This window comes from Paenibacillus sp. fava2 (assembly GCF_058313675.1).
In genome coordinates this window covers 5185905-5205935 of the sequence record NZ_CM177755.1, presented here as the reverse complement: position 1 = coordinate 5205935, position 20031 = coordinate 5185905, and the positions used below count along the sequence as shown (strand labels likewise).

18 protein-coding genes are annotated in these 20031 nt (G+C 51.3%); 12 read left to right on the top strand and 6 right to left on the bottom strand.

The window, feature by feature from the left end; translation table 11 throughout:
- Positions 1-83 precede the first annotated feature (83 nt).
- Positions 84-491 (bottom strand): cupin domain-containing protein, encoded by a 408-nt coding sequence (locus AC4G46_RS23060; protein WP_491124759.1) that lies wholly within the window; start codon positions 489-491, stop codon positions 84-86.
- 14 nt (positions 492-505) lie between these two features.
- Entirely contained in the window at positions 506-1375 is an 870-nt protein-coding gene (locus AC4G46_RS23055; RefSeq protein ID WP_491124758.1) for an aldo/keto reductase, read from the bottom strand.
- Positions 1376-1948: 573 nt separating this feature from the next.
- Between AC4G46_RS23055 and AC4G46_RS23050 the strand changes: the two genes are divergently transcribed.
- Positions 1949-2359: a hypothetical protein gene (locus tag AC4G46_RS23050; protein WP_491124757.1), complete on the top strand. Its 411-nt coding sequence runs from the start codon at positions 1949-1951 to the stop codon at positions 2357-2359.
- Here AC4G46_RS23050 and AC4G46_RS23045 read toward each other — a convergent pair.
- Positions 2356-3009, bottom strand: coding sequence for a GntR family transcriptional regulator (locus AC4G46_RS23045; protein ID WP_491124756.1), 654 nt, complete (start codon positions 3007-3009; stop codon positions 2356-2358). The two genes, AC4G46_RS23050 and AC4G46_RS23045, sit on opposite strands and share 4 nt — an antisense overlap.
- 425 nt (positions 3010-3434) lie before the next feature.
- On the opposite strand from AC4G46_RS23045, the gene uxuA reads away from it, so the two are divergent.
- The 5 genes from uxuA to AC4G46_RS23020 all read left to right on the top strand — a co-directional run bounded on the left by uxuA (position 3435) and on the right by AC4G46_RS23020 (position 9262).
- Positions 3435-4511, top strand: coding sequence for a mannonate dehydratase (uxuA, locus tag AC4G46_RS23040; protein WP_491124755.1), 1077 nt, complete (start codon positions 3435-3437; stop codon positions 4509-4511).
- A 1-nt stretch (position 4512) separates the two neighbouring features.
- Complete coding sequence (locus tag AC4G46_RS23035; RefSeq protein ID WP_491124754.1) at positions 4513-6123, top strand: mannitol dehydrogenase family protein; 1611 nt, start codon at positions 4513-4515, stop codon at positions 6121-6123.
- A gap of 19 nt (positions 6124-6142) precedes the next feature.
- The gene (gene uxaC / locus AC4G46_RS23030; protein ID WP_491124753.1) at positions 6143-7555 is read left to right on the top strand and encodes a glucuronate isomerase; all 1413 of its coding nucleotides are present in this window, start codon (positions 6143-6145) and stop codon (positions 7553-7555) included.
- 118 nt (positions 7556-7673) lie between these two features.
- Positions 7674-7964, top strand: coding sequence for a MazG nucleotide pyrophosphohydrolase domain-containing protein (locus AC4G46_RS23025; RefSeq protein ID WP_090713008.1), 291 nt, complete (start codon positions 7674-7676; stop codon positions 7962-7964).
- 47 nt (positions 7965-8011) lie between these two features.
- Positions 8012-9262: a GAF domain-containing sensor histidine kinase gene (locus AC4G46_RS23020; RefSeq protein WP_491124752.1), complete on the top strand. Its 1251-nt coding sequence runs from the start codon at positions 8012-8014 to the stop codon at positions 9260-9262.
- A 271-nt stretch (positions 9263-9533) separates the two neighbouring features.
- Here the strand turns inward: AC4G46_RS23020 and AC4G46_RS23015 are convergent, their stop codons facing one another.
- Positions 9534-10487 carry a hypothetical protein gene (locus tag AC4G46_RS23015; RefSeq protein ID WP_491124751.1) on the bottom strand — a complete coding sequence of 318 codons (954 nt, stop codon included), beginning with the start codon at positions 10485-10487 and terminating at the stop codon, positions 9534-9536.
- Between the two features lie 90 nt (positions 10488-10577).
- Entirely contained in the window at positions 10578-12971 is a 2394-nt protein-coding gene (locus AC4G46_RS23010; protein WP_491124750.1) for an ABC transporter ATP-binding protein/permease, read from the bottom strand.
- A gap of 236 nt (positions 12972-13207) precedes the next feature.
- On the opposite strand from AC4G46_RS23010, the gene AC4G46_RS23005 reads away from it, so the two are divergent.
- From AC4G46_RS23005 to AC4G46_RS22990, 4 genes are all read left to right on the top strand, one after another.
- Positions 13208-13882 carry a response regulator transcription factor gene (locus AC4G46_RS23005; protein WP_491124749.1) on the top strand — a complete coding sequence of 225 codons (675 nt, stop codon included), beginning with the start codon at positions 13208-13210 and terminating at the stop codon, positions 13880-13882.
- On the top strand, positions 13879-14919 hold the full coding sequence (locus tag AC4G46_RS23000) for a HAMP domain-containing sensor histidine kinase (RefSeq protein WP_491124748.1): 1041 nt from the start codon (positions 13879-13881) through the stop codon (positions 14917-14919). Before AC4G46_RS23005 ends, AC4G46_RS23000 begins: the two co-directional genes overlap by 4 nt.
- Before the next feature lie 260 nt (positions 14920-15179).
- Positions 15180-15722, top strand: coding sequence for a GNAT family N-acetyltransferase (locus tag AC4G46_RS22995; protein WP_491124747.1), 543 nt, complete (start codon positions 15180-15182; stop codon positions 15720-15722).
- Between the two features lie 117 nt (positions 15723-15839).
- Entirely contained in the window at positions 15840-16424 is a 585-nt protein-coding gene (locus tag AC4G46_RS22990; protein WP_491124746.1) for an NAD(P)H-dependent oxidoreductase, read from the top strand.
- A 90-nt stretch (positions 16425-16514) separates the two neighbouring features.
- Here the strand turns inward: AC4G46_RS22990 and AC4G46_RS22985 are convergent, their stop codons facing one another.
- Positions 16515-17546, bottom strand: coding sequence for an S-layer homology domain-containing protein (locus tag AC4G46_RS22985; RefSeq protein WP_491124745.1), 1032 nt, complete (start codon positions 17544-17546; stop codon positions 16515-16517).
- A gap of 158 nt (positions 17547-17704) precedes the next feature.
- Here AC4G46_RS22985 and AC4G46_RS22980 point away from each other — a divergent pair, with 158 nt between their 5' ends.
- The gene (locus tag AC4G46_RS22980; RefSeq protein WP_491124744.1) at positions 17705-18418 is read left to right on the top strand and encodes an ABC transporter ATP-binding protein; all 714 of its coding nucleotides are present in this window, start codon (positions 17705-17707) and stop codon (positions 18416-18418) included.
- Positions 18411-20009, top strand: a complete 1599-nt coding sequence (locus AC4G46_RS22975) for a permease-like membrane multi-spanning protein (protein ID WP_491128958.1) — start codon at positions 18411-18413, stop codon at positions 20007-20009. The genes AC4G46_RS22980 and AC4G46_RS22975 overlap by 8 nt, the downstream gene beginning before the upstream one ends.
- Positions 20010-20031 lie beyond the last annotated feature (22 nt).

Here is a 20031-nt window from a genome sequence, read left to right as displayed (position 1 = left end):
ATGACCCACTTAACAATGATTCAATGTCAGTATTATCGATAAAGGCAGCCGGTCGCTTAGACCGGCTGCCTTTATCATACCAGTTAAAGATTGTTATATTGCTCCTCTGAGACTGGCTCAAGCCATTCGGGTGTACCCGCAGTGATTGCTATATGTTCAAACCAGCTGTCCTTTGTTGCGCCGTGCCAGTGTTTTACACCATCATGGGTAACAATAACATCGCCCGCTTTTAACAATTGGGCCGGTCGTCCTTCTTCCTGGTACCAGCCTTCGCCGCCAGTTACAAGTAAAAGCTGGTAACCGTTTCTATGGATATGCCAGTTATTCCGGCAACCCGGTTCAAAGGTCACGTTTCCTACGCCTACATTAATTTTAGGATCAGCAACCAGCATTTTGAGGTAGCTTTGTCCGATAAAATATTGTGCAAATGCTTCATTCTTTTCGCCAATAGGGAAAATCACGCCGTTTGCAACTTCTTCATGCTTTGCCATTTTGTATCCTCCCTTTAATTCACTTTGTTTTTCTCGCCGAAGACCGGGAAGAAATTATGCTCACCATAATGCTGGATAGTCTCAACTTGTTTCAAAGTTTCCATATCTGCATCGCTGATAACAAAGTCAAGCTCAGCATTGATTCGCATATGCTCCGGATTCGCCGTCTTAGGAATGACTACAAGACCAAGCTGGACATCATATCGCAGGCTGAGCTGGGCTGCAGATACTCCAATCTTTTCAGCGATTTTCTTAACCTCCGGATGATCGAGAATGGCCCCGTGTGCGATCGGGGAATAGGCCTCGACCAGGATGTCATTTTTCTGGCAGAACTCAATCAATTGAAGGGGTGTATTGCTCACATGGGCCAAAATTTGATTGACCATAGGCTTAATCTCGCAGCTCTCAAGAATATTTTCTATATCGTCCTGCAGGAAGTTAGAAAGACCGATGGCCTTAACCTTTCCTGCCTTATAAGCGTCCTCCAAGGCTCTCCAGACTTCTTTGTTTTCCGCAAAATAACGTTTCTCACCGCGGAATTCGTTCCAGGGCTGCGGGCTGTGGATAATCAGAAGATCGATGTAATCCAGCCCCGTTTTTGCTAAAGATTCATTAATGGATTGCATTACTGCATCATAGCTTTTTGCTTCTGCGGCAACCTTTGTCGTGATAAAAATCTCTTCTCTGGAGATTCCGCTGGAACGGACTCCTTCACCTACACCGGCTTCATTCATATAAGCTTGAGCAGTATCAATATGGCGATAGCCGATGGACACCGCATCACGTACGGCCTGGGCAGCCTGTTCAGCATCAAGCAGCCAGGTCCCCAGGCCTAACTTTGGAATTTCTATCCCGTTTGCTAATTTGTAAGCTTCGGTAAACATATGTTTATCTCCTTTTTCATATTCAGAATGGCAGCTCGCAAAATATTGAAATGCGCACTAATCGATATGGATCGTCTATTCGACATATGTATATAATAAAATAATCACAATTGTATTCAATCGTTAATTTCAGCAAATTCGTCGATTACTAAACATATTGAAGCAAAGTGTCAATCATTCAAGAGAAGCCGGTGGTCTGGAATGACCATCTTCATTATCAGGATAAATACGACTTATTAAACAAGCTCAACCAGGAACATAATAGAGTTTCATGAAGAGGTGGATCTTACCGTAGAGAAGAATCAGGCGTTATCAGAAGGGGTCATGCTGCAATATATGGCAACTGCATATGTGGGGGAGGCGAATGGTGGATTGTAAACGGAATGCCCGGTCCGCCTGCGAAATGGAAAAACGAGTAGAGGTTTTGTTAGAAAGAACAGTGTAGGACTGCACTCTGGACAGATAAAAGAGAACGGAATCCCATCCTCCGTAGCAATTCCCGTCTAGTGTAACGTAAGCAGCCGGTCATCCAGACTGGCTGCTTTTTTGTGATGGCCGAAATGAAGGGCAAAAGTGCCTTTGAATTTGCCCGAAGTGGGCAAACGGCCGAAATCAAAGGCAAAAAGGCCTTTGAATTTGCCTCAAGTGGGCAAACGGCCGAAATCAAAGGCAAAAAGGCCTTTGAATTTGCCCAAAGTGGGCAACCGGCCGAAATCAAAGGCAAAAAGGCCTTTGAATTTGCCTCAAGTGGGCAAACGGCCGGAATCAAAGGTAAAAATGCCTTTGAATTTGCCCCAAGTGGGCAACCGGCCGAAATCAAAGGCAAAAATGCCTTTGATTATGCCCAAAGTGGGCAAAGGGCCGAAATCAAAGGCAAAAAGGCCTTTGAATTTGCCTCAAGTGGGCAACCGGCCGAAATCAAAGGCAAAAATGCCTTTGTTCTTCCCGCCGGCAGGCGTACAGCGCAGATCCAGGGCACTTTAACCCCGGATATAATCTGCAAAATTCTCCTGCAGATACAAGGAATTAATATCCTCCCGCAGATGGTGGTGGATCAGCGCCTCCAGCTTGTCGGTTTCCCGCCGGGTCATGTATTCCAGAATGTGCTGGTGCTCGTTCCAGATTTCCTCCAGCTTTTCTTTCCGGAGCATGTGCAGCCTGCGGTAGCGGACATAGTGCACATTGGACTGCTGAATCAGGTTCCATAGATACTCCCGGCCGGCCAGCCGGAACAGGGCGGCATGGAACGCATCGTCCAGGTTGAGGAAGGGTTCGGTGGCATTGTCTTCACGAATGACGGCCTTCTGGCGGTCCAGTATATCCTTCAGCTCATGCACGCCTTTCAGGGCAAGATGCTCCGAGAGATATTTGATGATCTCCTTCTCCAGCACACTCCGCAGAAAAATAATCTGCTCCACCGACTCCAGATCAATATAGGAAACCAGATTTCCCTTCTTGGGATAAATATCAATATACGATTCCAGACTGAGCTGCTTCAGCACATCGCGCAGCGGGGTCCGTGAAATCTGGAACCGTTCGGACAGGACCGTCTCGCTGAGGATAGCGCCCGGCTTCAGGGTCAGGGTAAGAATCTCCTGTTTCAGTGTCTTCATAATTTCTTCTTTAATTGACATGGCTTCATTTGCTCCAACTTTGTATTTTGTTATCTAGTATACATCATGCTGGGGGTTAACAAAAGAATACAATCTGATCACATGTGAAAAAAGCCGCAAACATCAGCTTTGTAAGGGTATACATAGGCTTTCATAATTGGGTATTGACATCGTTACAGAGTTTAAACTATGATCAAGTCAAACTTGTATACAAGATTGGATTGTGCATCAAGCTTTCTGGATTTGGTTTGGCTTCAGATCCGTTAAACTGGATTGTGTGCATCAGACCCGCTAGGCATTTTGTGCCCGGTTTTGCCAGCTGCTTTATTGCGCTGTGTTCCCGCACATCACGCCGTGAGCCTAATCTGCACAAGGGGTTATTATTTGCTTTTACATCATTTCACTAGGTTATCATTTGCTTTATACATCATAAGGAGGGTTTATTTATGAACATGACATGGAGATGGTACGGCGAAGGGAACGACAATATCACTCTGGACCATATCCGGCAAGTTCCGGGGGTAATGGGCATTGTGTGGTCGCTGCATCATAAGGTGGCCGGTGAAGTGTGGGAGATGGAAGAAATCCAGAAGGTTGCGGATCAGATTACGGCCAAGGGCTTCAGCACCGCTGTAGTTGAGAGTGTTAACGTTCATGATGATATCAAGATCGGCCTGCCGTCCCGCGACAAATATATCGACATTTACATTGATACGATCCGCAAGCTGGCCAAAGTCGGCGTGAAAGTCATCTGCTACAACTTCATGCCCGTGTTCGACTGGACGCGTACGGAGCTGTACAAGGAGCTGCCGGACGGATCGAACGCCCTCTTTTATGAAAAGGCTGCCATTACCGATAATCCGCGCGACATGGTTGACCGCATCCTCAAAGGCGCAGGCGAGTTCACCATGCCCGGCTGGGAGCCGGAGCGTCTGGCTAAGCTGGATGATCTGTTCGCGGCCTATGCCGATGTGACAGAAGATAAATTGTTCGGGAACCTGGTGTACTTCCTTGAGCGCATCATGCCGGTATGTGAAGAAGTGGATATCAAAATGGCCATCCATCCCGACGATCCGGCCTGGCCGATCTTTGGACTGCCGCGTATCATCCGCAGCCGCGATACGATCCGCCGGATGCTGGATGCCGTAGACAGCCCTTACAACGGACTGACCTTCTGCACCGGTTCACTCGGCACGAATCCCGAAAATGATCTGCCGGCGATGATCCGTGAGTTCCATGACCGGATTTATTTTGCCCATATCCGCAATGTAAAGGTATTCGACAATGGGGACTTTATCGAAGTGTCACACCGCGGCCGCGACGGCAGTGTTGATGTGGCTGAGGTGGTAAAGGCTTATCATGAGAGCGGGTTCACCGGCTATGTCCGTCCGGACCACGGCCGTCACCTCTGGGGAGAAGAGAAGAACTGCCGTCCGGGCTATGGCCTCTACGACAGAGCGATGGGTATTATGTATCTGCTTGGCGTATGGGATAGCCTGGAGAATGTAAAGGAGGCGAAGTAACATGCTGCGCCTGAGCCGATCCAGTATCGTGAATGAAGCGGCCTCCTGGGAGGCCGCCGGTGTAGAGCTTCCCAAGTTCGACTATGACACAGTAGCGCAGAACACGCTGGAGAAGCCGGAATGGGTGCATTTCGGCGCAGGCAACATCTTCCGCGGATTCGTGGCGAATGCCCATCAGAAGCTGCTCGACAGCGGGGCGGCGGACACGGGGATCATTGCGGCGGAGACGTTTGATTTTGAAATGATCGACAAGGTATACAAGCCTTATGACAATCTGACCCTGCTGGTGCTGATGAATGCACGCGGTGACTTCCAGAAGAAAGTGGTCAGCAGCATCTCGGAAGGCATCACTGCCGACAAAACCCGCGAAGCGGATGACCGGCGGCTGACGGAAATCTTCGAGAACCCGAGCTTGCAGATGGCCAGCTTCACGATAACTGAGAAGGGCTATTCCCTGACCGGACCAAACGGCCAGTATCTCGGCATTGTGGAGAAGGATATTGCCGGAGGACCGGAGCAGCCGGTCCATGCGATGAGCATCGTGGCTGCCCTTGCATACAAGCGGTATCTGAAGGGCGCATACCCGATGACTTTTGTCAGCATGGATAACTGCTCGCATAACGGGGATAAGCTCAAGAACGGGATCGTTACAATTGCCAGGGAATGGGCAGCAAAAGGCTCAGTGGAAGCAGGCTTCGTGGACTATCTGCTGAATGAGCAGCTGATTACCTTCCCGCTGTCGATGATCGACAAAATCACGCCGCGCCCGTCCGAAACCGTTCAGGCTGCGCTGCTGGAGCAGGGTATCGACGAAATGAATGTCATTGTTACCTCCAAGAACACCTATACCGCTCCGTTTGTGAACGCCGAGATCAGCGAATATCTGGTCATCGAAGACAAATTCACGAACGGCCGTCCAGCGCTGGAGCAGGCGGGGATTATTTTCACCGACCGGGATACGGTCAATAATATTGAAACGATGAAGGTAACCACCTGCCTTAATCCGCTGCATACGGCGCTTGCCGTGTCTGGCTGCCTGCTCGGTTACACCCTGATCGCTGATGAGATGAAGGACGATACGCTGCGCAAGCTGGTTGAGATTATCGGCTACAAGGAAGGGCTGCCGGTTGTTGTTGATCCGGGTATTATCAGTCCGAAGCAGTTCCTGGATGAGGTGCTGAAGGAGCGCTTTGCCAATCCGTTCATTCCCGATGCGCCGCAGCGGATTGCGACAGATACCTCACAGAAGGTGGGGATCCGCTTTGGTGAAACGATCAAATCATATGTCCGCAGAGAGGACCTGAACCCTGCTGACCTGACTGCCATTCCGCTGGCTATTGCTGTATGGTGCCGTTATCTGCTGGGCGTGGACGATAAAGGCGAGGCCATTACGCTCAGTCCGGACCCGCTGCTCGAAACATTGCAGGGCCATCTGCAGGGTGTAAAGCTGGGCGACACCAGCTCTAATGTGCGCGCTATTCTCGAAGACGAGCAGCTGTTCGGCGTGAAGCTGTATGACATCGGCCTTGGCGGCAAGATCGAGGGCATGTTCTATGAGCTGCTGGCCGGACCGGGAGCAGTAAGAAGCACGCTAGAGAAATACGTGAAATAAAGGCAGGGGAGCATAAATAATGAAGGGATTAATTCAGGAGGATTTTCTGCTGCAGTCGGAGGAAGCGCGTATACTGTACCACGAGTACGCCAAAGCGCTGCCGATCATTGACTATCACTGCCATCTTGATCCGCAGGCCATAGCCGAAAATAAACGCTTCAGCAGCATCACCGATGTCTGGCTGGGCGGGGATCATTACAAGTGGCGTGCGCTGCGCACCTTCGGTGTGGAGGAGAAGTACATTACCGGCTCGTCATCAGATGAAGAGAAGTTCGCCAAGTGGAGCGAGGTGCTGCCCTATACGGTGGGCAATCCGTTGTATCACTGGTCTGCGCTGGAGCTGAAGCATTATTTCGGTGTGGAGGAGCAGCTGAATCCACAGAACTGGCGGGAGATCTACGACCATTGCAACAAGCTGATTGCCACTGACGCTTTCACGGCCCGGGGGCTGATCACAAGCTCTAACGTGAAGTGGATCTGTACGACCGATGATCCGGCGGATGATCTCAAATATCATGCCGAAATAGCCGCGCAAAAAGAGTTCAAGACCGGTGTCACGCCAACCTTCCGTCTGGATAAGGCCCTGTTAATCGGAGCTGAGACGTTTCCGGCTTATCTGGCCAGCTTAGAGCAGGCGGCAGGGTATCCGATTACCAGCTATGCGCTCATAGAACGCGCCTTGCTGGAGCGGATCGAGTACTTCGATAAGAACGGCTGCATGATCTCGGATCACGGCTTCACCGATCTGCCGTTTGAGGAGGCATCCGCCTCCGAGCTTGAAGCCATCTTCAGCAAGAGGCTGAGCGGACAAAGCCTCAGTAAGCTGGAATGTGACCAGTATGCAACGGCCTTGTTCCTGGCCATGGGCCGCAAATATGCGGAGCACGGCTGGACGATGCAGCTGCATATCGGAGCACTCCGCAATCCGAATACCCGGATGTTCCGGAAGCTCGGGCCCGATACGGGCTTCGATATCATCGGTGATCACAGCTATGCCGAGCGTCTATACAAGCTGCTGGACGGTCTTGACCGGACAGGCGAGCTGCCGAAGACAATTGTCTATAATCTGAACGGCGCGCAGAACGATGTGCTGGCGGCGATGATCGGGGCTTTTCAGGGCGAAGGCATCAAGGGCAAAGTCCAGTTCGGCTCCGGCTGGTGGTACAACGACCAGAAGGACGGCATGATTAAGCAGCTGACCTCGCTGTCTAATCTTGGCCTGCTGAGCTGCTTTGTAGGGATGCTGACCGATTCCCGTTCCTTCCTGTCCTACACACGCCACGAGTATTTCCGCCGGATTCTCTGCAACCTGATCGGCGGCTGGGTGGCCAGCGGCGAAGCGCCTAGAGACCTGCCCTTCCTGGGCGGTATCGTGGAGGACATCTGCTACAACAATGCTGAGCGCTATTTCGGTTTAGCTGAAAGAGATTAATCTATGAAGTTAAGTTTTAGTTCAATTCACGCAGAGCCCGAAATTACAGGGCTCTGCGTTTTTTTCATGTATAATGAGTTTCGTATAGAAAGAATAGTCATAGGGGGCGGATAAAGAAATGAATGCTGGAGAGTTTCAACGGTATGTGAGAACGTTTAGTGAAGTTAAGGGCTTTGATACGAGCACAATCGAACAGCGGATGCTGTATTTAATGACCGAGGTCGGCGAATTGTCCAAGGAAGTACTGTCGGTCTCCTTTCATCCGGATGAAGAGCTCAAGGCCAATCTGGGCTATGAGATGTATGATGTGGTGTGGAACATTTTTGATCTGGCGAACAAGCTGGATATTGATCTGGAGCGGGCTTTCCGCGAGAAGCGGGAGATTAATGACCGCAGAAGCTGGGATTGACCCCGAGGAGCAGCAGGAATATATGGAATGGAAGGGACGAGCGGGATATGTTGAAAACAGAATACATTGATGTATTGTCGGTGATTTCGGGTAAATTGTATGCTTCTGCAGCACATGTGATGGATACTGCAAGCAGACTGATTCCGGCCAATACATTTTGTATCGCCAATCTGGACAGTCTGTCAACTAAGGTGCTCAAGTCCTTTAACCGGGATAAAATCATGCTGGTCGAGGGTCTGGTGGTGGACAATGAGGAATCCTATTGCGCGCTGGTCACCGAACATGCGCAGGGGCCGCTTGTTATTGATAATAATCTGACCCATCCGCTGACAAGGGATATGGATGCGACGGAGTTTGTCGGCGGGTGTTCATTTATCGGAGTGCCGATCCGCAATGAGAAGGGGGAGTTCTACGGCTCGTTGTGCTCGTTTGATCATGGTTTCTACCAATATCAGGAGCGTGATGTGGAACTGCTGGTATCTTTATCCGCTTTTTTCACCAACCTGCTGGAAATGGAATCGGCTCTTACTGAGTTGCGGGCGGCAGAGGAGAAGGCTGAACGGGTGCTGGAGGATAAAAAAAATCTGCTCGCCGTGCTTAGCCATGAAATCCGCACACCCATGAACGGAGTGATCGGCATGAGCAGTCTGCTGCAGACCACGGAGCTGACGGAGGAACAGCTGCTGTACGTCGATATTATTGAGAAGAGCAGCAATAATCTGCTGTCCATGATGGACCAGATCCTCGATTACTCCAAAATGGAAGCCGGCACGATGAAGCTTGCGCTGAAACCTTTCCGCATCCGGGAAGCCATAGACCATGTGCTGCAGTTGTTTACAGCCGATGCCGGGAAAAAGGGGATCAGGCTGTGTGCGGTATATGACAGTCCGGACAGCCCGCTATTGCTGGGTGACAGCCCAAAAGTCACTCAGATCTTAACCAATCTGGTCAGCAATGCACTGAAATTCACGGAGCGCGGTGAGGTCGGACTGGTGGTACAACATGCAAGTACTCAGGATGACTGCGTCACTGTGACCGTTGAAGTGAGGGATACCGGGGTTGGGCTGCCGCCCGAACAAAAGGACTGCCTGTTTCGTTCATTCTCGCAAATTCATGAGCACCGTTCACCGGGCAAATATGGCGGAGCGGGGCTCGGGCTCTCCATCTGCAGGCAGCTGGCTAAGCTCATGGGCGGTAAAATATGGCTGAAGGAAACAAGTGACAAGGGCTGTACCTTTGCCGTTGCTATCCCCTTTGAACAGGCAGAAGCCCGGCATTTTTCCAGTAAAATATTCTGATGCTAAAATGCCGTTTTAAAAATTTGGCAACGGGTAAATTGGAATTGTGAAGCGCTATCCTGCATCAGTAGCTGCTGACATACACACTATAACACCGGTCATGCAGGGGAGCCTCACGAATCCCGCCACTGTCAGCCGAAAGAGAACGCAGCGTCAAGGCGCAGGCAATGTCGTCGGATAACAGAATAAGCGGGACGGGCGGTATGCCGGCATGGTCCGGTATACCGTTTTTCTTGTTGTGACAGAATGCGACCTGCACAACTTCACTTCCTTACAGCTCTCCGGCCGTCTTTTTCCGGAAAAGATAAACCGCATTGTCCTCAGACGGCGGCAGAATCAGCGCTGACAGGCGCTCGTCTAACTCCATTGTATACTTCTCAGCGTTATGGTAAGCCTCGAAATCTCCGGTCGTCTGCGGGTTTCTGGTTCCAATCACGATATAGAGCTGCACGGAATCCGCCTTGAATACATGCTTCTCATACGGGTTCTTCGGCACGGGCCAGGAGCACAGCACCACTTCAGGGGTGTATTTAGCCAGCGCCGTTTTGGCGTCAGCCTTCTCCACGTGAGCCGGATAGTCGATATAATGCTTCCAGCTGTAATCATCGGTAGCAGTGCAGGCCATACCCGCCTCATTTAGAAAACGTGTCAGCGTTCCATCCCCCGCAGCAATCTCCAGACATTTCCGGGCCCCGATCAACACTGTCAGCTCCTTGATCAGTTCTTTGGAGTAGAAGCAGTAGATTCCCTTTTTGTTAACGAGCGGCATCAGAATCTTTTTATCCTTAATGAATCTCCAGAAAAAGCGGAACAGGGGCAGCGACACCGGCTTGCGTTCGAACCCTTTGCGGAACAGCAGCCTTTGCAGGATGGTCCCGTCCCAGCGGTTAAAACGGACATTGCCGGCAGGTGTATTGGCGGATACGGCAATATTCAGCTGCTCCAGCAGATAGACTGCAAACCGCGCCTTGATAATATTCGGCAGAAAAGCATTCACGGTGGCTTCATTCATCCCGCTTTTGCTGATTTTGGTATTGGCTGTTCTGGCGCTGGCCGTGTACCGGTCGATGATGGCCTGTACTACATTCGCCGCGGCGCCCTTCTTGATTTCACCCAGCTCACGCAGCACCTCATCCTTATACTCCGGATACTGCTTCAGCAGTGCTTCGACACTGATCTCATTGGTCATTATTTTTCTGGCGGTTTCAATCGTAAACCTTCTCATTATTTAAGCTCCAGTACTTCGTTTTTCTTTATTATAAAGAAAACAAGGAGCCGGTCCAAGACCAGCTCCTTGTTAAGCAAGGCAAAAGGATTATTCACTGCGCAGAGCCACGACAGGGTCTTTCTTCGCCGCGAATTTGGCAGGAATGAAGCCGCCCAGCATGGTCAGTCCGACACTGAGCACGACGAGTCCGAAGGCATGCAGCGGATTCAGCTGCGCGACATTCGACAGATCGGTAATCGACTTCAGAATGATGTTGACCGGAATGGTCAGCAGATAGGCGATACCGATCCCGAGCAGGCCGGAGAGCGAGCCGATAATGCAGGTTTCTGCATTGAATACGCGGGTGATATCCTTTTTGCGGGCACCGAGGGCACGCAGTACACCGATTTCTTTCGTACGCTCCAGTACGGAGATATAGGTGATAATACCGATCATGATCAGGGATACAACCAGTGAGATGGAGGCGAAAGCGATCAGGACCATCGTAATTCCGTCCATAATACCGCTGGACAGGCTGGTTACCATCGCTGCCAGGTCGGTGTACACGATCATTTCTTCCTTGCTGTGATCATCATTCCATTTATCTAGATAGGCTACAAGGTTCTCTTTGGCTCCAAAATCCTTCGGATACAGGGAGATTGAGGACGGTGTCGCTACAGCGCCAAGCGCGGCAAGTGCGGCTTCCTGGGAATTGGCATTGCCAGGATCCGTACTTGCGCTTGATCCGCCCATGCCCATTCCCATACCCATCTGCATGCCGCTCATGTCAACTCCGCCGATCTGGGAGAACACTTTGCCTGTCAGCACATTGACCTGATCCTGCTGCTCCTGGGCCTGCACAATGGCTGAGCCCTGTGCATTCTCAATGAACTGCTCCGCCAGGCTGTCGGAGTAAGCGATACCTGCCGACATGGTGGACATCGGGGAGTCCTGCTGTTTGCGGATGATCCCCGAGATTTTCAGGGTAACGGCATTAGCGCTGTTGTACATTTCACTCAGGTTGGCGGCATTACCGTTCAGCTTGAACATGCCGTCTGCTTCGGTATAGTAGTCATTGTTATAGATCAGCTTGAACTCACGGCCGACAACATCGTCAAAGCTGACATTGGCAGCATTATAATCAAACCCAAGCGCTTCAAGAATGCTCTGGTTCATCCGGTTGTATTCATCAACAACCATCACCAGATCGGTCGGCTGCTCAGGCAGACTGCCTGCAAGCAGGTCATAGTAATCTGCCAGATAGCTGCCTTCAGTACCTGCCGGCTTATCCGGGTAGGTAGTGAAGTTCAGGCTGGCAGTATCAACCGGAACTGCGGTTTCGCCGTCTGAACGCAGGATGTTCATGTTCACCTTACGGCTGTAGGATACACCATCGAGCAGTGCAGGGTCGATTTTGTCCAGATAGTCCAGATATTCCTCGCTCAGCACATTCGTATGCAGAACCGTGTTGGCGGTTGGATCATACGGATACACTTCAGCGGCATCCGTGAATTCGGTCCACTTCTTGTCGGCTTCCTCCATTTGCGCTCCCGGCGGATTGGACATATCAATCTGCGCGGCCGTTTCGCTGATCGTCACCGGAAAGTTGGATAACGCTCCGGATTCATAGCTGCTGATCTGCTTATCGAAACCGTTCGAGAGGGAGAGAATCAGGGCAATGCCGATGATGCCGATACTGGAGGCGAAGGCGGTAAGCGCCGTTCTCCACTTTTTGGTCGAGATATTTTTGCCGGACAATTTGAGGGCGGTAAAATAGCTCATTGCTGTCTTTTTCAGCTGATAATTCGCATTGGTCTTAAGGTCGGCCGGAGGGTTGGTGTCGGAAATGACCTTTCCATCCCTGAACTGCACAATCCGGTCGGCATAAGCTTCGGCCAGCTCCGGGTTGTGTGTAACCATGACGACGAGCTTGTCTTTGGCGATTTCCTTGATCAGCTCCATAATCTGCTCACTGGTTACGGTATCAAGTGCGCCGGTCGGCTCGTCTGCGAGAATAATATCAGGATCGTTGGCAAGTGCTCTGGCGATGGCGACACGCTGCATCTGTCCGCCGGACAGCTGGCCCGGCTTTTTGTGGATATGATCCTTCAGCCCGACCTTCTCCAGTGCTTCTACTGCCTTGCGGTGCTTGACGTCAGCACTCACGCCGCTCAGGGTCATGCCCATTTCCACGTTATCCGTGATGCTCAGGTGGGAGATCAGATTGTAGCTCTGAAAAATAAACCCGACACTGTTGTTGCGGTAAGCATCCCAGTCACTGTCCTTGAACGCCTTGGTTGAGGTTCCGTTAATAACCAGGTCCCCGCTGTCATATTGGTCGAGCCCGCCGATGATGTTCAGGCAGGTGGTTTTACCCGAACCGCTGGGGCCGAGAATGGCCACAAATTCGTTTTTCCTGAAATCGAGACTTACATCATTAAGTGCAGTTTGCGTGAAACTGCCGGTGGTATAGCTTTTGGAGATGTTTTTAAGCTGCAGCATACCGTTAATCTCATCCTCTCTTCATCCTTGAATCTCTGTCTTTGTGCAAAGCGTAACATACATTTATGAACTGAACATCAACTCGTACCGCCCCGGACAGCATGGGGAGTGGCCGATACATAGTAAGTGATACGCGCTAAAGTTCATAATGGGTTCATATAAATATTGTACAATGTGAACAGGCATTGGAATTGCAGGACGGTTGTGATGACTATTAAGGGATTGCAGGTGTATGGATGATTAACATATTGGTAGTTGAAGACAACGGCAAGCTGCGGCAGCTGATCGGTACGGTGCTGGCGAAGCACGGCTATAATCCGGTACTGGCCGAGGACGGTCAGCATGCGCTGGAGCTGCTCGATACGCACTATATTGACCTGATCATTTCGGATATTATGATGCCGAATGTGGACGGTTATGAGCTTATTGGGCGGCTGAGAGAAGCGGGCTACCATACCCCGGTGCTGATGGTTACGGCAAAAGAGAGCTTTGAAGACAAGCAGCGCGGCTATCACGCAGGCACGGATGACTATATGGTGAAGCCGATCGACGTGAACGAGATGATTCTGCGGGTCGGGGCGCTGCTGCGCCGGGCGCAGATTGTGAATGAACGCAGGCTGGTGATCGGCGAAGTCATCCTGGACTCGGATTCGCTTACGGTACACCGGGGGGAGCGGAGCGCGCTTTTGCCCCAGAAGGAATTCTATCTGCTGTACAAGCTGCTGTCCTATCCGGGCAAAATCTTTACCCGCCAGCAGCTGATGGACGAAATCTGGGGAATGGACTCAGAGACGGATGCCCGGACTGTGGATGTGCATATCAACAGGCTGCGTGAACGCTTCAAGGACAGCCCGGAGTTCGAAATTGTAACCGTGCGCGGACTGGGCTACAAGGCGGTGAAGCATCAGTGAGGAGGCCGGGGAAAAGCAGTAACCTGTGGGGAGCACTGGTGCTGAGTGTCTTTCTGATTCTGCTGTGTGACGGGATATTGATGTTTGGGCTCAGTCTGCTGATCGTCAAGTCAGGGCTGATCGATGTGGGGCGGTTTCATATTGTCTGGCCCATTTCGGTGCTGCTGCTGGCAAGTGTCCTCACCGGTACTGCCATTACGGCCATTGTCGGCCGGAAGCTGCTGGCTCCGATCAATGATCTTAGTGAAGCGGCGAAACAGGTGGCCAAAGGGGATTTCAGTGCCAGAATCGCGCATGAGGATCATAAGGTGGATGTAATCGGCGAGATGGCGGTCAACTTTAACAGCATGGTCCAGGAGCTGGACGGCATGGAGACGCTGCGCAACGATTTTATCGTCAATGTATCGCATGAATTCAAAACGCCGATTGCGGCGATTGAGGGCTACGCCACACTGATGCAGGACCAGGAGCTGACACCTGAAGAACGCGCGGATTACAGCCGGCTGATCATTGAGAGCACCCGGCAGCTGTCCTCCCTGTCCAGTAACATCCTCAAGCTGTCCAAGCTGGAAAACCAGGAGATCGTGGGCGGCAAAACAGAGTTCGCGCTCGACGAGCAGCTCCGCCAGGCGTTATTACTGCTGGAAGCCCAGTGGAATGACAAGGGGATTAATCTGGATTTGACGCTTGAACCGGTTGCTTATCATGGCAATGAGGAGCTGCTGATGCAGGTGTGGCTGAATCTGCTGGGCAATGCGTTCAAATTTACAGATAACGGCGGGGAAGTAGCGGTCAGCCTATACAGTACGGAGGCAGCTATAACGGTACGAATTTCGGATTCAGGTACCGGAATGACGGAGGAAGTGATGAAGCGGATCTTTGAGAAGTTCTACCAGGGCGACAAGTCACGCTCGGCAGAGGGCAACGGCCTCGGGCTGCCGCTGGTGCGGCGGATCGTGGAGCTGAGCGGAGGCAATGTAACGGTGGAGAGTGCGCCGGGGAAGGGCTCGGAGTTCGTGGTTAGGTTGCCGGTATAAGGTGCAGTTAAGTTACTGAACTAGTCGATAGGGATGCTCCTGCAACGTGTGCCGGGCGGGCAACCAGGCTAACTAAGCAAACTGATCTAATTGAGCTAAGTGCAGACTTATCTTTATAACTCTACTGAGCTAACTCTGTGACTCAGCGCGGAGGAAATAAAGCGGACTGCGGCGAATGACGTTATATCCAGAATAAACCAAAAGGTTCTTTTACCCTGGACAAATGTTGTCTAACCCCCACTTTATCAAGGAGGCTGTGTATGTCATATAACAACATCAATAAAACAATAACTACAGAACGGCTGCTGCTGAGAATGTTCACCTCATCCGATGCGGCGGAGGTAGCTAAGCTGTGCGACAACTTTAATATCTACAAAACAACCTTATACCTCCCCTATCCCTACACGATTGATGATGCCCTGAGCTGGATTGACCGCCATGAAGCTAACTTTGATGCGAGGCTGTCGTATGAGTTCGCCGTAACAGACAAGATCAGCGGAGCATTATATGGTGCGATAGCCTTGTCCTACGCTGAAAAATTCAACAACGGGGAGCTGGCCTACTGGATTGGCGAAGAGTTTTGGGGGAACGGATATGCAACTGAGGCGGCTGAGGCAATGGTGAAGTTTGCTTTTGAAGACAGGCTGTACCATAAGGTGTTCGCTCGTTATTTCAATTCCAACATAGCCTCGGGTAAAGTAATGGAGAAAATAGGCATGAGTAAGGAAGGGATCCTGAGAGAACATATAAGAAAAGATGGCCGGTACGAGGATCTGGTGCATTACGGGATTATCCGGCCCTAAAAAATTGAAGTTGCTTTCCCTACCTGTAACTGATATAGTTACAACTTGAGAGGCGCTTCTTTTTTAATTACAGCTAATATCCAAACCCAATACTATTTAACCGGAGGTTGTAAAATAATGAACCACTTGATCGTCTATGCTCATCCGCATGAAGGAAGCTTCAACCACGCCATTCTTAACACCGCAGCAGCTGCTCTTAAAGAGAAGGGCCATGAGGTTCACGTCCGGGATCTGTATAAGCTGGGCTTCAATCCGGTATTATCTCCTGCAGACACTGCAGCGATGCGTGAAGGCAATACGCCAGCTGATATTGCGGAAGAGCAGGAATATCTGCGCAACGCGGATGTTATTACTTTTGTCTATCCGATCTGGTGGACAGGGCTTCCGGCCATTTTGAAGGGTTATGTAGACCGCACGTTTTCCTACGGCTTCGCCTATCAGTATAATGCGGAGGGCGGCATAGACAAGCTGTTCACTGGCAAAAAAGCAGTCATCGTTAACACTCACGGCACTCCGGGGGAAGTGTATGAGGCTATTGGCATGCACAACTCGCTTAAGCAGACCTCCGGCGGCGGAATCTTCGAATTCTGCGGCGTTGAAGTGCAGGAGCATCTCCTGTTCGGCGGCGTTGGAAGCGGTGCGGGTGATGAGGAACTGAGCAATATGCTTTCACAGGTAAAAGAAAAATTCAGCGCGCTGTAAGCTGCTGAATCAGCATATAAACAAAGAAAAGAACGGCACCCGGTGCCGTTCTTTTTTGTACATTAGCAGGAGTGAGTTGCCTCAGCCCCCTTATTTTGCACCTTTATTCTTCAGAATTTCCTGTACCCGGCTGACCATCGCGGTCCCGTCTGTACGGGTAATCGGGTCTTTCGGGTTGAAATTGCCGCCTTCGTCCAGGCTGACAATCTTCAGGGCAAGAGCAGTCTGGATCGCCCCCGAGTTCAGAATATCCATTTGATCCTCGTCCGCTATTGTTACCGGAATGAGCTTATACATCGGCAGCTGGCCGCTTGTCTGCAGCGTATTAATCAGCAGGTAGGTGAAGGATTCTCTGCTCATGCTGGCGGCTGGTGCGATCTTGATCTGCAGATCCGCTTCAGGCCCCGCAGCTTCCTTGATCAATTGAACGGCTTCTTCTGCGGTGAGGATTTCGTTCTGGGCACCCGGTGCCGGATGTGCCTTCAGGTAGGCAAGCGCATTGCTGATCTCTACCGCAGCCTCAGCACGGGTAATCTGCTGCTGCGGATTCAGCTTGCCGCTGTTGTCCAGCTTCACAACCCCGTAAGCCAGGGCACGCTGGATTGAGCCGGAATACTCGGCCGTTACCTGGTCCTGATCTGCGAATTCCACCGGTGCGATCTTGATCATCGGCAGCCGGCCCCCCAGCTCAATCGCATCAATGAGCTGATGGGTAAAGGCTTCGCGGGTCAGCTTGCGGCCGGGCTGCAGATCAGCCGGCAGGTCCAGGCCGTGGACACCTGCAATTATGAGTGCCTGCGCATACCAGGCTGCATCATTGGCGTTAGCAAAATAATCTGTAGCCTTCGGCGCCTTCACAAACCGGATGGTATCCAGATTGAGGCCGGCGGCATTGACGATCATCTGCACACCTTCCGCTTCAGAGATCGGCAGATGCGGGCCGAACTTCGTTGCGCTGATTCCTTTGATTAGCCCCTGATCCTGCAGGGCGATGATTTTTTCTTTATCCGCTACATTGTTCAGATCGGTAAAAGCGGCAGCGGAAGCGAATTGTTCCCCGGCAAAGCTGAACGCAATGGCAGCGGCGGCGGATAATGTAACGAGCTTGAATGATTTTTTCATTAGAGTTCACCTCAGGAAGTAGTTTGTGGTATTTGTTTTCATAGACGGACGATGGTACAAAAAGGTTACAACGATTTTTTTTATCCGCCGGAATGAACGATTCGCCCTGGCTGTTCGTATTACAGTTAGTTGTTTAACAGTATGGGAGAGGTGAAGGCATGCTAACCATCAGAGGATTTTCCAAAAGCTATAAGGGCGGCAAGAAGGCCGTACATAATCTGAATCTGACCGTCGAGCAAGGAGACATTTACGGCTTTATCGGACATAACGGGGCAGGCAAAACGACGACGATCCGGGCAGTCGTGGGCGTGATGGATTTTGAAGAGGGCGAGATTGAAATTGACGGTATTTCGATGAAAAAAGACCCTCTGTCCTGCAAGTCGCGGATCGCATACATTCCTGATAACCCGGACCTGTATGATCATCTGACGGGGATTCAGTACCTTAATTTCATCGGCGATCTGTTTAACGTATCCCGGAAGGACCGTGAGCTGCTCATTGCCAAATACGGCGGCGCTTTTCAGCTGACTCCCCATCTGGGTGACCTGATCTCCGGGTATTCCCACGGCATGAAGCAGAAGCTGGCGATTATCTCTGCGCTGATCCACAAGCCGAAGCTGCTGGTGCTGGATGAGCCTTTTGTCGGACTGGACCCGAAGGCGGCTCATACGCTAAAAACGATCATGGCGGAGGTGTGCAGGGAGGGCAGTGCGATTTTCTTCTCCACACATGTACTGGATACGGCAGAGAAGCTGTGCAACAAGATTGCGATTATCAAGGAAGGCCGGCTGATTACAGAGGGCAGAACTGAGGATGTAAAAGGGGAAAACAGCCTGGAGGATGTATTTATGGAGCTGATTGATCATGGTTAATATCTGGAGACTGACGAAGCTGCAGCTGATCTCGACCTTTGGCCTCAATAAGGCCCTGCATACCAGGGATGCAAAAGAGCGGCGCAAGCTGCTCCTGCTCAGCATCGCCCTTCTGCTCGGTGTGCTGATGATTGCCGTTTTTTCGTTCGGGTACAGCTACGCGATGGCAACAGCTTTTGAGCAAATCGGCCGGTTAGACCTGCTCCTGGCTATTATGATGGCTGTCACGTCAGTTGTCGGTTTCTTCACCACAGTGTATAAAGCTGGCGGCGTGCTGTTCAGCTATAAGGACTATGATCTGCTGATGTCGCTGCCGGTGAAGACGAGTCATGTGGTGGCAAGCCGGGTGCTGCAGCTGTATGTGCTGAATCTGTTTTTTACCGTGATGGTTATGCTGCCTGCAGGAGCGGTCTATGCGTTAAAAGTGCAGCCGGAAGCGTATAACTATCTGCTTTTTGTGCCGCTGCTGCTCTGTATCCCGTTAATCCCCATTATTGCAGCGTCCGTAATCGGCGCACTGATCAGCTGGTTTTCTTCCAGGTTCCGGGCGAGCCGGATGATCAGCCTGGTGTTGACCCTGCTGTTCGTAGTGGCTCTGATCCTGGGTTCATTCACACTGGAAGGAAGCGAGCCGGAGCTGGCTGAGCTGGGAACAGGGCTGGCGGATATGATATTCAAGCTATACCCGCTTACAGAGCTGTATGTGAATGCTATGAGTGCATACCGGATGGATGCCTTCCTCTTGTTTATATTGCTGTCTGTGCTCGCATTTGGAGTGTTCTGCACTGTGCTGGGAACCCGCTATAAAGCGATTCATACCGGTCTGACGACCAGCCGGGCAGGCGGAAAATATACGATGCAGCCGCTCAAAGCCTCCACAGCCTTTCAGGCCCTGTACCGCAAGGAGCTGCGCCGTTATTTTAGCTCTTCCAACTATGTGCTGAACACCGGCATTGGCATGGTGCTGCTGCTCATCATGTCAGTCTCCCTGCTGTTCACCAGTCCGGAGCAGCTGGGACAGCTGGCCGACATTCCGCAGCTGCAGCAATATCTTAATACACTGGCGCCGCTGTTTGTGTCCTTATTCGTAGCCCTTAGCTGCACTACGTCCAGCTCGATCTCTCTGGAGGGCAACAATCTGTGGATTCTGCGGAGCTCTCCAGTGCCCAAGCACATCATTCTGCTCAGCAAGGTGGCGGTGAACCTGACCATTACAGTGCCTATAACGGTTGTGAGCTGTGTGCTGCTGATGATCTCGCTGGGCACAGGCTGGGCAGACAGCCTGCTGCTGTTCGTAATCCCTGTCATTTATGCCTGCTATACCGCGCTGATGGGTATTATCGTCAACCTGAAGCTGCCCAAGCTCGAATGGACCAATGAGGTCCAGGTCGTCAAACAAAGTGCAGCAGTGCTGGTGGCGATGCTGCTGGGCTTCATCAGCTTGATTATTCCGGCAGGACTGTCGTTTGTGCTGACCAGTGTGGACGGCAGGGCAATTATGCTCGGGGCCGGGGTGATCCTGGCTGGAGTGTGCGCCGTGATGTACAGGTATGTTAAGGCGCAGGGGGAAGGATTGTTCCTGAGGTTGTAAAGATTACCTGTATCTTTAATTA